Here is a 13,422-nt window from a genome sequence, read left to right as displayed (position 1 = left end):
AGCTTTATTAATAACAATAAACAGTTAATTATTTAATTAGTCTAAATAGAAAAAAATGATTTAAATTATGGATTAAAAAAAAATTAAAACCCGGCACATAACTATTTATTTAATAATTTTGTAACATAAAATTTATAAAATGGGAATTATTTTAAAGCCTATAGATGTTGTAGATGACATTTCTAAAGAAGAATTCTACGAAAAATATCTAAAGCCAAGAAGGCCCGTTGTCATCAAAAATATGGCAAAAAAATGGCCTGCTTACCAAAAATGGACGATGGAATATATGAAGGAGGTCGTAGGAGATGTGGAAGTTCCGCTATATGACAGTTCAAAGGCAGATCCTTCGGCTCCCATCAATGCTTCTGCAGCCAAAATGAAATTCGGTGATTATATTGATCTTATTCAAAAAGAGCCTACTGATCTTAGAATTTTCCTCTTTGATCCTATAAAATATGCTCCGAAACTTCTTGAAGATTATATTTCTCCAAAGGAATTGATGGGTGGATTCCTTGATAAGTATCCTAATATGTTCTTTGGTGGAAAAGGATCGGTAACATTCCTTCACTTTGATATTGATATGGCTCATATTTTCCATACTCATTTTAACGGAAGAAAGCACATTCTTCTTTTTGACTATAAATGGAGAGAGAGATTATATCAGATTCCTTATGCAACGTATGCTTTGGAGGATTATGACATTGAAAATCCGGATTTTACAAAATTCCCTGCGCTGGATGGTGTAGAAGGAATTGAGTGTTATCTTGAGCATGGTGACACTTTGTTTATGCCTACCGGATGGTGGCACTGGATGAAGTACCTTGACGGTTCGTTTTCTATTTCATTAAGAGCTTGGGATAAATCATGGGCGGTAAAGGCTCATTCTCTTTGGAATCTTACCGTACAGCGTAAATTTGACGATATCATGAAGTCTAATTTCAAGAAGAAATATATGGACTGGAAAGAAAAAATGGCTATTAAAAGAGCTGAAGTCGCATTAAAAAGAGGCTTACCAAGATAAATAAAAAAGACGTTTCACTTGAAACGTCTTTTTTTAGTTTAATTTTTGTTTTTCAATTACTTACAACACCCTGTACACCGGATACTGTCTGAATGTTTTCTCTTCAAAATAAGGAGAATGATTATAAACCCAATCCAATTGTGCTTCACCGTCTTCTGAAAGTTTTTTGTCTGATTTTTTTGCTGTCTCAAAAGCTTCTTTAAGTTTCTTATCTGTTTTCAAAAGTTCTGCAGCGGTATCTTCAAAAATATAAGCTGAATAATATTCTTTTTGCGCCAGAATTCCATCAAAAAAGTTCCAGTTGAAGAAAGAGTCTAATGCCTCAGGTTCAAGGGTTTCAATAATATATTTTACGCCTTGCTGACTGGTAGACACAACATAATCTCCAGCGGCAAACGTTTGGTTTTTATTTGTACTCTCTACGGTTGTTTCGTAATGTACATAATGTCCTTCGTAAGGATTTTTTACAGTTTTAAAGTCTTTAATCTTATAAGATTCAACTGCTATTGTGCTATCCTTTTGAATCGGTTTCATCTGAATACCGTTTCTTTTGAATTCTTCAATCACTTTACATTGTGCCTGTGGAATTACATAATATTTCGGAATCGTGATATATCCTGTAGGAACGGCTGTAGTAAATAGTTTTATGTTTTTTGTAAATGGCTTATTTCTGTCATAATACAGTCTTGGCTTTCCGGAAATTTCACTTGGTTTGTATTGACCTTCGTAACCTTTGAAATCCATGGTTGTATACTTTGTGGAATCTATTTTCCATCGGATTCCGTATTGTTTTCCTGCCTGATATTGTTTTAAATTTTCAATGCGGAGCTGCTTTATTTTCTGGTAATCTTTATCAAGGTTCTGAAGGTTCACCAGCATATATTTATAGGTAGCATCTACTCTTTTATCATAGGGTTTCAGCATATGGGTTTCCGGAACTGTTCCCAGCGAATTGAACAATGTCGTATATCCGGTTGAATATCTTGGAGAGTCTTCAAAAGAGGCAAATCCTACTTCCGGAATATCTCCATGAATGTTTACATAAGGAGTGCTTTCATAACCTAGTTTTTTCATATCATCAAGATTTTTAGCCTGATAATCATTATAGAAATATGATCCTAAGACATTTCCCAGGCGTTCTTTAAAAGTTGAGATATAAGTAAATGTATATTGATAATCTGCTCCGTTGCTGACATGGTTATCAATAAAAACATCGGGCTTCAGCCATTGATAGATTTCCTGAAAGCTTCGGGCGTTTTTAGAATCTGCTTTAATGAAGTCTCTGTTTAAGTCGTAGTTTCTTGCATTTCCTCTGAAACCATATTGCTCAGGACCATTTTGATTGGCTCTTGAATGAGAACCTCTGTTCAGCATTCCACTGATATTGTAAGCAGAAATGGCTGCTATGATAAAGTTTTGCGGGGTTTTAATTTTTTTGGCTGCCAAATCTCTCATCAGCATCATGGTGGCGTCAATTCCGTCTGGTTCTCCCGGATGAATTCCGTTATTGACAAAGAGGATTGCTTTATCTTTTCTTAGTTTTTCAATGTTTTTTTCAGGAAAGGGGTTGTATACAACGACGTAAATAGGTTTGCCGTTATCATCTTCTCCTTTTTTAAGGTATTGAATGGTATTAAAATTCTTTGCAAGATCCTGATAATAGGCATTCATTTCATCATAAGTAACGGTTTGGTTACCATTACCTTTTTCAAAAGGGGTCTGAAATGTTTTTTGCGCCGAAATTAAAGACGAGCATAAGGTAAGGAACAGATATTTCAGTTTCATGGAGGTCATATTTTTCGGGTTTAAAATTAGCTAATATGATTGGGGCAGAAAAACGAAATTTTAATCTTTAGTGTATAAAATAAAACCTCATAGGTTTTGAAAACCTATGAGGTTGTGTGCCTGACAGCAAATATTTGCTCATCATTATTTATCAATTATTATTAATATTTATTTGTTTCTTCCTTTTTCATCAGGATACAGAGAGGGAAGAGGGTCGCTTTGCCAGAATTCTTTGGTATCGATATCCATCACGGATAAAGCTCCTGTAAAGGCTGCTCCGGTATCCAGATTCCAGATATTGGCTTTATTTACGGGCGTAGTGATTCCTATATCCAGGGTTGGAGTATGCCCGATAAATATTTCATTATACAGCAGCAGTCTCTTAGGATACAATTCTGAGTTTTTTTGCAATTTACGGTCCATTGCTACTGCAGTTTCCCAAAGGGTTCTGTCCCAACGGTAATTGCTGGAATAAACTTCTTTTTCAGGACCATGCATAGACGAATATCCTGCATGAATAAACAGACGGTTCTGATCATCAATATGATAAGGTTTCATCCTTTGAAAAAATACAAGATGAGTTTCCAGATCTTCCGAAGAGTAATCTTTATAGCTTTCTACAGTACTTCTCCCGCCATTGGAAAGCCAGATATCAGGTCCCTGCTCAAAAGACAACCAATCTTCACACCAGACATCATGATTTCCTTTAATAAAAATACATTCCTGTTTTCCGGAAATTTCTATTAAAAACTCGATGATCTGTGAAGACTCGCTCCATCCGTCTACGTAATCTCCCAGGAAAATCAATCTGTCGTTCTTGGTAACCTCAGCACGTTCAAAGGCTTGCTGTAATGCTTTAAACCCACCGTGAATGTCTCCTATTGCTAATGTTCTGCTCATTAATTTCTTTCAAATCTTTTATAGTAATTTGGGGAGGCATCCACAATTTCTTTTGCTTCTGTCAGCCCGCAGCGTTTATCTTCAATTATAAAATACAATATGTGAACAAGACTGGCTCCTTTTGCAAATAAGTCATTTACTTTATCTTTTAAGTTGTCTTTTTCAGGAGCAAAAGTTATTACTTCTTTTTGAAATTCTTGAAATGTCATTTTGAAATGTATTTCGGATCTACAAATTCTGTCAGCCATACGCCATTGGCAGACTGGAAGAAAGCAATTCCATCCTCATACATTTTTCCTGTTCTTATCGTCAGAATTATAGGCTTGCCGTGTCTCATTCCCACCTTTGTAGCGGTCTCTTTATCAGAACTTAAGTGTACATGCTGACGTGTTCTCTTTTCGATTCCCTTCTCTAAAATAGAATGGATATTGGCTTCTGCGGTTCCATGATAAAGAAAATCAGGGGGCTGCAATGCTTCCAAAGCTAAATTTATATCAATAGAATGTCCCTGGCTTGCTCTGATCCTGGTTTTATCTTCGTTAAAGGCAAATCTTTTTTTATTATTGGTTTCTACCACTTCATCCAGCTCTTTCATGGTGAAGTGCGTTCTTTTTCTGGCAGATTTTGCAATCAGCTCTTCTACATCTGCCCAACCGTTTTCATCCAGTTTGAGCCCAATAATTTCGGGTTGATGCCTTAAAATAAGGCTCAAAAATTTACTTATTCTTTTTGTTTCTATTTCGTTCATGATGTGTGTTGTATTAACAATTATAATATTCCGGAAGGAAGGTAACAGGTAAGCCTGTCATTTTTGAGATTTCATCTGCATATTCATCAAAGCTATATTCGCCTGCTTCTGCTATTTCACAAAACTTTCCATTGGCAAGGCATACTAAAATCCAGGAACCTCCGCCTCCTTTTGCCGGTAACATATTTTGTATTTCAAATCCTGTGACTTCACTTAGGATAAATAATTTGCTTCTTTGTTCATTTGAGTAGCCAAGCAAATCATTTTTTTTATCTATCCAAAATAGGTTCCTTTTGTTTAAAATTTTCAATATTTCATCCGGAGTTTTAAATTGAAAATATTCTGATTTTTCTACTCCAATATATTTAAATTCCATATACTTATCGACTTCAATTTTGCCATTGTATATGGGTAATTTTTCTTCAGGAACCTTCTCTTGTTTCTTCTTTTCTTTTGGAGAGAAAAGGGTTGTAATTATTTTAATCAAACTTTTCATCTTCAGCAGATAATTGATTTTCTATCAGGCAAGATTTACCAGCTTATCAAATAAAAGTTTCATTCCCTGCGTTGCTGTCTCTTTCATAACTACAGCCCTCTGTCCGTAACCAAAGCCTGTTTCATTAGGATTAATAACTATTAAAAGGCAATCATCTTTAATATCGTGAATCAAACCTGCCGCCGGATAAACCTGTAAGGAAGTTCCGATTACCAATAATATATCTGCTTCCTGTACCATTTTTCTTGCGTCGTGTAGTAATGGAACATCTTCTCCAAACCAAACGATAAAAGGTCTTAATTGAGCCCCATCTTCTGCTTTGTCACCAATATTGATGTCTTCTTTTTGTTCGTAAATAAGTTTTTTATTGTTACATGAGCAGGATTTGAACAATTCTCCATGAATGTGAAGAATATTGGTAGAACCTGCTCTTTCGTGAAGATCATCAATATTTTGGGTAATAATCTGAACATCAAAATGTTTTTCAAGTTTTGCTAATAACTGATGTGCTTCATTAGGTTGTACTTCGTGAAGCTGGCGCCTTCTCTGATTATAGAATTCTAATACCAAGGCTCTGTCTTTTCTCCAGCCTTCAGGGCTTGCCACATCTGCTACGTTATGATTTTCCCAAAGTCCGTCTCCGTCTCTGAAGGTTTGTATTCCGCTTTCTGCACTGATTCCTGCACCGCTTAATATGGTTAGTTTTTTCATTGGTTATTTAATATTTCATAGTATTCTGTATCCTTACAGGGATTATAAATTCCTGCTTCTTGCCAATTATCACAAACTGTAATTATTGAATTAGCATAATCAATGTACTCCTTATCTTTTTTAGGATAAATATCTATTAGTTGCTTTACTTCTCGATTATCAAAAATATAAAGACTATTATTCTCTTTAATAAAATAAGCTTCTCTAAATGCTGAAATAAATTCTTTTATTTCAGACTCTGTTTTTTTACTTTTATAAAAAACATAATATGATTCATGAGCTAAATCTAATCGATGTTTCAGAATTTCAAAATCAAATTTATTGATATCATTCTTCAATTTCCTTTTTGTCTCATAAATTAATTCAAAATCTAGTTCAAAATTTGATGGAAAAACCTCATAAAATTTTACATCATTATTTTCAAATAGCCTATAAAATGTCTCTTTGACTATTTCTGGTGTCTTTATTCCAAAATAGATTCCAATAATTGCTGATGGGTGAAATTTTTTCATCCCATACTTATCAAAAATCAATCGAACTTCCTTCTCATGCTTCCACGCAGATTTCTTTGTTGCAAACATTTTTTGAATAAAGCTACTGCTTAGATTTGACATATCTTCAATACCCAATGTAGGTACACTTTCTTTGTAATCAACTTTAAATTTATATTGAAAATCAAAATTTTGTCCTTTATCAATTAATATGTCTAAATCATACTCTATACAATATCCTGAATAAGAACTCGCATAATAAGCCCATAATTGTTCATTTAAAAAATCCGTACTCAAACAATAGATTCCAATTTTCTCTTTAAAATCTAAAACTTCCCTAAGACATTTTTTAAAATTATTCAATTCCGTAAAAGGAAATAATACCTTTAAAAGATCTACTGATTGAGATATTTTTTCATTAAAGTAAATATCAAAAGGATCGTTCAAAGCACTATAATTTGATGAATAAAAGGAATTCTCTTTAAGAGTTTTAGTATCTCTATCAAGAATGCCCTTTTCTATTGATCGATATTTATATACTTTCATAAATCTATTTTTTTATTTACTATTAATCAGTTTTATATTATTTCTTCAAACGGTTTCAGCATCTCTTCTTTCTTTGTAAGTACGGCAAAAACCACTCTTTTAAATTTATTCTTATATTTCCCTAGAAGATATTTTTTGAAAAGACCAGCAATTTCTTTCGGGTCGTTTTTGAATACGCCACAGCCCCATGCTCCTAAAATTAAGGTTTCATTTCCCTGATGTAAGGCTAGTGAGAGCATTTTATCTGTCCGAATATCCATCGCGCCCAGGATTTCTTTTTCTCTTTGAGGTTCCTGTCTTTTTACTACGCCTGCATTTACTGCCGGAGAAGTAATAAAGTTACATAATACCGGTTTTGACAGTAATTCTCCTTTATCCTTCCTGAAAACGGGAACTTTCGGACTGTAAATCATAGTATCTGTGTAAAAACAAGAGGTCATACTACGGTGTAATGTGTAATAATCATCTCCCATTAAGAGGCTTTCATATAATCCTGAAGTTCTGGCAAGGCTTTCCTCCTGTGCTTCTGCTCCATTGATAAATCCTCCTCCCGGGTTTTTTGCAGAGGCAAAGTTCAAACACATTATTTTTTCCTGTTCTTCTTGTTCTGCTAATTGTAAAATAGCTTTTAGAGAGCTGCAACGCCAGGTTTCAAATTGAGTTTCAAAATGAGTTTCCGGCATTGGAGCAGCCATGAGCTCAGAAAGTTGTTCCGGAGTGAAAAGAACTGTTCCTTGTTTACTGGTTTCCAGCTCTTTTTCTATATCTATTCTTTCGTTTTCTGTATTTATATAATATTTTTTGGCGAGGATGTCTAGTGTATCTTTTGCCATTTCTTTATTTGTCATAATTTTTGTTTTTTAGCCCACCAATGCGCGAATTTTATGAGGTTTATTTATTAATTCAAATGCGTAATGGTTGTATTTTATTTATGCATATTTGTTTTACCACGGATGCACGAATGTTTTTTCAATCTTATGGATTCATGGTGGTGTTTAAAGTATTTATAAGGCTTTCAATCTCTTCGTTTACAGCCTTTTTAAAATCGTTGCCTATAAATACTTTTATAACTTCTATTTTTCCTACAATTGCCTGATTAAATGTTTCAAGTTCTTCTGAAGGCACCCATAGTTCGTTATGATTTCTGGCACCTACATTCTGAGCGGGATATTGATCTGCTATTTCTTTCAAAACATCAAACTGAGTTACAAAACCTAGATAATTTCCAAATTCATCTCTTGTATTCCACTTTTCTGCAATTTCTGATGCATAAGCTTCATCCAAAACAGGATAAAATATGGGTTGCCATTCTAATCTGGGAGGAAATTTTTGATATCCACTCTCAATGATCAGAACCAATTCTTTTTCTCCTATTGGTCTGTATAATTTTATTGTTTTCATGCTTTTAATTTTAAATTTCTGATCCTATCTTATGGGCTATTTCATGAGGTAAAGGATATATTTTTTCTATGGGTAGGAGCTTCTTTGCTTTATTATATTCTCCTTGTTTAGTAAGCGATAAAATCTTTTTTACTAAAGGCGAATAGTCTTCTATTTTTACAATCCATTCTTCATTAAATTCTTCAATCAAATGGCGGCTGATTCCTACCTGAATGGAGCGGTATTCTAATTTGTTACCTTTTATATTCCTTTCCGGATCCCATTGTACATAAATATGTGCTTTTTCAAATTGCTCTTCCCAGTTTTGAGAATTAGGGTATACTCTTTTTTCAGGAGAGGTTAAAACAGCCAACCTTAAAGCTTTTTCCCACGCTTCTCTTTTAATATGAATGGCAAGTGTACATTCCTGATTAGATTTTTGCCCGTAATTGCTTCGTTCCATCATCCAAAGAAAAGAAGGTTTGATCCAGGTCATTCTGTTGAATGAAAAAGGAGTACTAAACTTCTGATTTTCTACCGCAGATTTTGCAATTATTTTGTTGTAAGACTGATATACAACAATTGTATTTTGGGTATAATCTGCTCTTATTTCAAACTGTTTCATTACTTATTATTCAAAATCATATATAAAAACTTCAACATTGTTGTTCAGTAATGTTCTTTCGATGATAGGTTCTATCTCTGTCCATTTTCCGCCTGCTAATCCACATCCGATTCTCGGCATATGAACGCTTGCATTGAGTGTTAAAGCTTCATTTGCTAAAGTTTTCAGACATTTTTCAATCGCTTCATATCGAACGGGAATATCGTTACTGCCTGTTTTTATTCCTTTTTGACCGATCATATTGGCTACGTAAATGTATTTTTCTACCTGTACGATCTGAGTTTCTCCTAAAGCAAAATTATTTTTACTTCTGGAACGATGCCAGTTGCGGTATTCTTTTTCTGGTGCTTCCCATCTCTTGGAAACAGCCAGTACAAAGCCTTTTCCCCAGCCACCGATATCATTACAGATATGAGCAATAATCGTTATTCCTTTTGCCTGTGGAACGGTAGCATCTCCTTTTATATATTGTATCGTTTTCATTATTTTTTTATTCTTAATCATGTTCAATATCAGCGTTTTCCATCCACAATAAAGGCAGGTTTAAAAGAGCTTTTTAAAATCTTCTGAGTAGGGAGAAAATGATCCGTACATATTCTCAAATGCTATATCCAGTTTATTTACGTTGATTTCTTTATCAATCTGATCCAGACAAGTGACTACAAGATTCTTCTTTGCTGAATGGGTATAAGCCGCATCCAGTTTTAAGGCATAATTCAACAGTTTATCATCCAAATCTCCTAATCTCAGCTCTTTCTGATACTCATTAAAGATACAAGTTTCTTCTTCATTGTTTTCTAAAATAATTTCCTTTTCATTACTCATCCAGCCATTTCCGTGACGGGTTGCATAGCTTCTTGTCACATAATACATTTCTATATCTTCAATATTAAGCAGTTTACAGATTTCAGATGCATTTCTGGAAGTGGTATGCGCATAAGTTACATTAGGAAAAACTCCGTGATCCATATCCAGCAAAATTCCCTGACTTCCTTCAAAAATGAGGTTATTAAATGATTTCAGGTACTCATAATCGTCTATTTTCCAATCTATCTGATCAATTGCGTCTAAAAAAGATTTCAATTGTTCTTTAACCTGATATTCATCCAAGAAACCGTAGTAATAAGCAATTCCCTTCAGTTTTTCCAGCAACATTTCTTTAGGGGCAATAAGGTCAATTGCAAATAGTTTATAGGGACTTTCATTTCGCTTCATCGTAGCTCCTACTCCTTTTCCACAGGTTCCATGTTCCAGATTTTTTGAATTTGTTCTGTTTTCCCGGACATCAAATGGAGTTGTTACCTTTGCAAATGGATGGATATGAAGTTCAATATTACCATTCTGAGACTTTAATTCTTCTCTTTCATTTAGTAAAAATTCCGGATGAATAGTACAATGCTCGGTAAAATAAGATGGTAAGCCACGCAGCGCACCGCTTGCAAAGCTGGAATGAACGTGTTTTCTACTATCAATCATTACCGTATGAGCTGCCTGCTGTCCTCCTGAAAATCTTATAACCACAGATTCTGGATTCTGACGGGCAAGAAAATCTGTTGTAATTCCTTTTCCCTCATCACCAAAACCTAATCCTATAACTATTTGCGCCTTTTTCATAATCTTTAAAGCATTTGTACCTTATCTAACCCTTCTGAATCTTTATTTGTGTATGTTTTGTTTTTAAACTTTTCACAGATAATTTTCTTAATAACATCTGGTATTTCCCTATGATCTTCTATAGATATGCAATTTTCTCCCAATAGTTCTTTCCAATCCCTGTTTGCTCTTATTGCCTGATCTGAGTGAAGAACATTGATATGGTATATTTCATATCGTTTCTTTGCTTCTTCCAGAAGATCATAATGTGTATAGGTTTGTTGTCCTGAACCCATAATTTCCCTGATTGCAGATGCCGGAAGTACTTTTAAGCAAGGTTCATCTCCTACGGTGAACAGAATTCCTTTCTGATTTCTTTTTTCAAAGGCATCAATTCTGGTATGAAAAGCTGCAAAATACCAAGCCAACAAATAACTTTCTCCACCATTTCCTCCACCTCCGGATTCAATATAGGTCCGCGTAAGCCACATATCGAGTTCTTCATCACCTGATTCAAACTGCCCTATCTGTAATGGATAGCTGTCATATTCATGATCTCCGATTCCAAGGAAAAGTAATGCCGGATCTGGTACTCCACCTTGGATGATACCTCCCATTAGTTTAGGCAATCCTTCTCTGATTAGCTCATGAGGAATATGTCCCATACTTCCTGTCACATCAAGCCCTAAGATAATAGGGACCGTGTTTGGATGTACTTCAGAATCTCTGGATTCTCTGAAAGAAATCCCGTAAGGCATCATTGATTGGTGCGCTTTTCTTTCGACATTCTGAGTGAAAATTTCACTTGCGGATTTTGTTCCGTAACCTGCTCTGTTTGCTCTGTTATAGCGAGCATCTATATCGTATCTTGTGCTTCCCATAATTAAAATGTTTTTCCAAATAAATATTCATATCTCTTTTGGGTAACTTCGAGCTGAATATTCAGATTTCTGATTGTTAATGATAATTCCATGTCTTTCTGAACGAATGACTCGGGGTTAAAATCCACAAAAGTCAAACTATTTCTATCCAAAGGGCTTATATCAATAAGTCCTTCCTGCTCACGCTCAAGTCTTTTTATCTTAAGTTCAATGTCTTCTACTTTACGCCTGTAGATCAATTCTGAATCTTCTCCAATCGTTCGTGCACGATCCTCTCTGATCTGATCATTATTTCTCTGTAATGATTCTATAAATCTTGGTTTTAATTCATCTTCCATTTTGATCTTTTTTTGTGTTATTATTACGCTAATTAAAACAGGCATAGATACACTAATCCTATATTTAACAGGAAATTTATTTGTTCTTTACATTCTTCAATTTGTAATAAAACGATCTATGCTTAGCACTCAGTCTTTAAAAAGGAATCCTCAATCAAAAAAATCTGTGGGTAAGGTTTTGTTTTCATAATTAATATTTTGTGGTTGGCTTGTGTGTTTTTACCCTCTTAATTCATCTCTTACTTCCATCAATGCAAATCCTAAAAGGTTTTCTCCATTCCATAATAAAGGATTTTCTGCCCTTGAATCTGATTCCAGCATACCAATTCCCCAGATTGTATCGTAAGGGCTTGCCTCTACCAGAATCTTATCATTTGTAGATAAAAGAAAGTCTTTAAACTTTTTATTCTGAGAAAATTTTAAAAGATTACCCTGTTTTACAATCTGATATTTATGGGTATCCCAAACTTTCGCATCAAAGTTTTTCACTTTTCTTCCAAGAGTTTTTGCCTGGTTCGGACTGGCTGACTGTAATATCTTTTCCAGTGTTTCGGGATCATTAAATAATCTTGCTTTCCCAGCCATCATGTAATGTTCTGCTGTTTTATACACAATGCCATTCTCTTCAAAACTTCCTGAAAACCACTGACTAAAACATGATTTGGTAATTTCATCTTTTACAGTATGTCCCCAGAAAAACAAAAATTTTACTCTTTGCTTCTTCTGAAATCTGTCTTTAGTATTTTGTAAGGTGTATTTCATATTGTGTTATTTATACGCAAATGTAATGCAATATCATTTCATCCTCCAAATTTATTTGTGTTATTTTTACACTAATAATTATAAATATCTGATTTTCAGAACTAAAATTTAATTATTGAAGACAAATGTTTTGTACAGCTTATACGAACTTATTTGGTTTTGGCTAAAGCCAATGGAATTTTTTTCATAAAAAAACGGGCTAAGCCCGTTTCTATTGAATTATTTTCTGGATAACTTTTCTTTAATCTATTTGGATCTGTACACAATCACACTGTAGATATAATATTGTAATCGTGAGTGTTAAGTAATTATGTAATTTATCTTTAAAAAATTATTTGATTTCGAAATAAAATCCCTGTTCTTCCAGTTCTTTATATTTTTCCTGATTGAAGGTAAATAGTTTACCAGGTCTTCCGCTTCCTTCTTTTTTAACGTTATTGGTTTCATTTAGCAATCCGTAGCTCATGATTTTTTTTCGGAAATTTCTTCGGTCAATTTCTTGTCCTACAATAGTTTTATAAAGATTCTCAAGGTCTGAGAAAGGAAACTCTTCATTCAGAAGGTTGAAACCAATTGGCTGATATTGAATCTTAGTGCGAAGTCTTTTTAAGGCAATATCAATAATCTTCTTATGATCAAAAGCTAAGGTGGGAAGCTTATTAATACTGAACCATTGCGCATCATCAGCATCAGAGTCTGCAAAGAGTTCATGATAAGAAGGGTTTACAAGCCCCAAATAAGCTACGGAAACCACCCTGTTTCTTGGATCGCGACCTACGTTACCAAATGTATAGAGCTGCTCTAAAAAATCAGGTTTTATGCCTGCTTCTTCGTGAAGTTCTCTTTTTACGGCATCATCAAGGTTTTCATCATCAAGAACTAAACCACCGGGAAGAGCCCAGCCCCCTTTAAAAGGTTCAATATTTCTCTTAATCAAAAGGATTTGAAGATCTTTTTTATCGAAATATCCAAAAATAACGGCATCTACCGCTACTTTGATATCCTGTAATTTTTTTGGAGACTCCATAAATTAGTTTGCGTTATGAATACACAAAATTAGGAATAAAAATTTTATAAGTCTATAAACTTATGTTTTTTGTTTACCAATTTTCCAATCTATTAAATTTAAATAAAAAACCGCTCCT

Annotated in this window: 17 protein-coding genes; 1 reads left to right on the top strand and 16 read right to left on the bottom strand. The window is 34.2% G+C overall.

The window, feature by feature from the left end; genetic code table 11:
• The first annotated feature begins 139 nt into the window (after positions 1-139).
• Complete coding sequence (locus AC5YGG_RS02745) at positions 140-1,021, top strand: cupin-like domain-containing protein (protein ID WP_496142881.1); 882 nt, start codon at positions 140-142, stop codon at positions 1,019-1,021.
• Between the two features lie 60 nt (positions 1,022-1,081).
• Here AC5YGG_RS02745 and AC5YGG_RS02740 read toward each other — a convergent pair whose 3' ends face one another.
• From AC5YGG_RS02740 to AC5YGG_RS02665, 16 genes are all read right to left on the bottom strand, one after another.
• Positions 1,082-2,806: a M14 family metallopeptidase gene (locus AC5YGG_RS02740; protein WP_496142880.1), complete on the bottom strand. Its 1,725-nt coding sequence runs from the start codon at positions 2,804-2,806 to the stop codon at positions 1,082-1,084.
• A 168-nt stretch (positions 2,807-2,974) separates the two neighbouring features.
• Positions 2,975-3,706: a metallophosphoesterase gene (locus AC5YGG_RS02735; RefSeq protein WP_496142878.1), complete on the bottom strand. Its 732-nt coding sequence runs from the start codon at positions 3,704-3,706 to the stop codon at positions 2,975-2,977.
• The gene (locus AC5YGG_RS02730; protein WP_496142877.1) at positions 3,706-3,915 is read right to left on the bottom strand and encodes a hypothetical protein; all 210 of its coding nucleotides are present in this window, start codon (positions 3,913-3,915) and stop codon (positions 3,706-3,708) included. Before AC5YGG_RS02730 ends, AC5YGG_RS02735 begins: the two co-directional genes overlap by 1 nt.
• Positions 3,912-4,454 (bottom strand): RNA 2'-phosphotransferase, encoded by a 543-nt coding sequence (locus AC5YGG_RS02725; RefSeq protein WP_496142876.1) that lies wholly within the window; start codon positions 4,452-4,454, stop codon positions 3,912-3,914. The genes AC5YGG_RS02730 and AC5YGG_RS02725 overlap by 4 nt, the downstream gene beginning before the upstream one ends.
• Before the next feature lie 13 nt (positions 4,455-4,467).
• Positions 4,468-4,950: a hypothetical protein gene (locus tag AC5YGG_RS02720; protein WP_496142875.1), complete on the bottom strand. Its 483-nt coding sequence runs from the start codon at positions 4,948-4,950 to the stop codon at positions 4,468-4,470.
• A gap of 24 nt (positions 4,951-4,974) precedes the next feature.
• Complete coding sequence (locus tag AC5YGG_RS02715) at positions 4,975-5,661, bottom strand: SIR2 family NAD-dependent protein deacylase (protein ID WP_496142874.1); 687 nt, start codon at positions 5,659-5,661, stop codon at positions 4,975-4,977.
• On the bottom strand, positions 5,658-6,698 hold the full coding sequence (locus AC5YGG_RS02710; protein ID WP_496142873.1) for a DUF2971 domain-containing protein: 1,041 nt from the start codon (positions 6,696-6,698) through the stop codon (positions 5,658-5,660). Before AC5YGG_RS02710 ends, AC5YGG_RS02715 begins: the two co-directional genes overlap by 4 nt.
• Before the next feature lie 32 nt (positions 6,699-6,730).
• Positions 6,731-7,546, bottom strand: a complete 816-nt coding sequence (locus AC5YGG_RS02705; protein ID WP_496142872.1) for a TIGR02452 family protein — start codon at positions 7,544-7,546, stop codon at positions 6,731-6,733.
• A 127-nt stretch (positions 7,547-7,673) separates the two neighbouring features.
• Complete coding sequence (locus tag AC5YGG_RS02700; RefSeq protein WP_496142871.1) at positions 7,674-8,099, bottom strand: ADP-ribosylation/crystallin J1; 426 nt, start codon at positions 8,097-8,099, stop codon at positions 7,674-7,676.
• A 10-nt stretch (positions 8,100-8,109) separates the two neighbouring features.
• Complete coding sequence (locus tag AC5YGG_RS02695) at positions 8,110-8,703, bottom strand: DUF4291 domain-containing protein (RefSeq protein WP_496142870.1); 594 nt, start codon at positions 8,701-8,703, stop codon at positions 8,110-8,112.
• A gap of 6 nt (positions 8,704-8,709) precedes the next feature.
• Entirely contained in the window at positions 8,710-9,186 is a 477-nt protein-coding gene (locus tag AC5YGG_RS02690) for a macro domain-containing protein (RefSeq protein ID WP_496142869.1), read from the bottom strand.
• 60 nt (positions 9,187-9,246) lie between these two features.
• The gene (locus tag AC5YGG_RS02685; RefSeq protein WP_496142868.1) at positions 9,247-10,317 is read right to left on the bottom strand and encodes an adenylosuccinate synthetase; all 1,071 of its coding nucleotides are present in this window, start codon (positions 10,315-10,317) and stop codon (positions 9,247-9,249) included.
• A gap of 5 nt (positions 10,318-10,322) precedes the next feature.
• The gene (locus tag AC5YGG_RS02680; protein ID WP_496142867.1) at positions 10,323-11,177 is read right to left on the bottom strand and encodes a hypothetical protein; all 855 of its coding nucleotides are present in this window, start codon (positions 11,175-11,177) and stop codon (positions 10,323-10,325) included.
• Between the two features lie 2 nt (positions 11,178-11,179).
• Entirely contained in the window at positions 11,180-11,515 is a 336-nt protein-coding gene (locus tag AC5YGG_RS02675) for a hypothetical protein (protein ID WP_496142866.1), read from the bottom strand.
• Between the two features lie 219 nt (positions 11,516-11,734).
• Positions 11,735-12,277 (bottom strand): riboflavin biosynthesis intermediates N-glycosidase, encoded by a 543-nt coding sequence (gene ybiA / locus AC5YGG_RS02670; RefSeq protein ID WP_496142864.1) that lies wholly within the window; start codon positions 12,275-12,277, stop codon positions 11,735-11,737.
• Between the two features lie 331 nt (positions 12,278-12,608).
• On the bottom strand, positions 12,609-13,304 hold the full coding sequence (locus tag AC5YGG_RS02665; RefSeq protein ID WP_496142862.1) for an NUDIX hydrolase: 696 nt from the start codon (positions 13,302-13,304) through the stop codon (positions 12,609-12,611).
• Between the last annotated feature and the right edge of the window lie 118 nt (positions 13,305-13,422).

Source organism: Chryseobacterium sp. CS2K3, assembly GCF_059515185.1.
The sequence above is the reverse complement of the archived record's forward strand: the minus strand, read 5'-3'. Positions and strand labels throughout refer to the sequence as shown.

What these genes read in the sequence shown, in the direction of transcription:
- AC5YGG_RS02715 (WP_496142874.1), bottom strand. Translation starts at nt 5,661, where the DNA reads ATGAAAAAACTAACCATATTAAGCGGTGCAGGAATCAGTGCAGAAAGC.
- AC5YGG_RS02665 (WP_496142862.1), bottom strand. Translation starts at nt 13,304, where the DNA reads ATGGAGTCTCCAAAAAAATTACAGGATATCAAAGTAGCGGTAGATGCC.
- AC5YGG_RS02695 (WP_496142870.1), bottom strand. Translation starts at nt 8,703, where the DNA reads ATGAAACAGTTTGAAATAAGAGCAGATTATACCCAAAATACAATTGTT.
- AC5YGG_RS02725 (WP_496142876.1), bottom strand. Translation starts at nt 4,454, where the DNA reads ATGAACGAAATAGAAACAAAAAGAATAAGTAAATTTTTGAGCCTTATT.
- AC5YGG_RS02745 (WP_496142881.1), top strand. Translation starts at nt 140, where the DNA reads ATGGGAATTATTTTAAAGCCTATAGATGTTGTAGATGACATTTCTAAA.
- AC5YGG_RS02705 (WP_496142872.1), bottom strand. Translation starts at nt 7,546, where the DNA reads ATGACAAATAAAGAAATGGCAAAAGATACACTAGACATCCTCGCCAAA.
- AC5YGG_RS02685 (WP_496142868.1), bottom strand. Translation starts at nt 10,317, where the DNA reads ATGAAAAAGGCGCAAATAGTTATAGGATTAGGTTTTGGTGATGAGGGA.
- AC5YGG_RS02710 (WP_496142873.1), bottom strand. Translation starts at nt 6,698, where the DNA reads ATGAAAGTATATAAATATCGATCAATAGAAAAGGGCATTCTTGATAGA.
- AC5YGG_RS02700 (WP_496142871.1), bottom strand. Translation starts at nt 8,099, where the DNA reads ATGAAAACAATAAAATTATACAGACCAATAGGAGAAAAAGAATTGGTT.
- ybiA (WP_496142864.1), bottom strand. Translation starts at nt 12,277, where the DNA reads ATGAAATACACCTTACAAAATACTAAAGACAGATTTCAGAAGAAGCAA.
- AC5YGG_RS02730 (WP_496142877.1), bottom strand. Translation starts at nt 3,915, where the DNA reads ATGACATTTCAAGAATTTCAAAAAGAAGTAATAACTTTTGCTCCTGAA.
- AC5YGG_RS02680 (WP_496142867.1), bottom strand. Translation starts at nt 11,177, where the DNA reads ATGGGAAGCACAAGATACGATATAGATGCTCGCTATAACAGAGCAAAC.
- AC5YGG_RS02675 (WP_496142866.1), bottom strand. Translation starts at nt 11,515, where the DNA reads ATGGAAGATGAATTAAAACCAAGATTTATAGAATCATTACAGAGAAAT.
- AC5YGG_RS02740 (WP_496142880.1), bottom strand. Translation starts at nt 2,806, where the DNA reads ATGAAACTGAAATATCTGTTCCTTACCTTATGCTCGTCTTTAATTTCG.
- AC5YGG_RS02720 (WP_496142875.1), bottom strand. Translation starts at nt 4,950, where the DNA reads ATGAAAAGTTTGATTAAAATAATTACAACCCTTTTCTCTCCAAAAGAA.
- AC5YGG_RS02735 (WP_496142878.1), bottom strand. Translation starts at nt 3,706, where the DNA reads ATGAGCAGAACATTAGCAATAGGAGACATTCACGGTGGGTTTAAAGCA.
- AC5YGG_RS02690 (WP_496142869.1), bottom strand. Translation starts at nt 9,186, where the DNA reads ATGAAAACGATACAATATATAAAAGGAGATGCTACCGTTCCACAGGCA.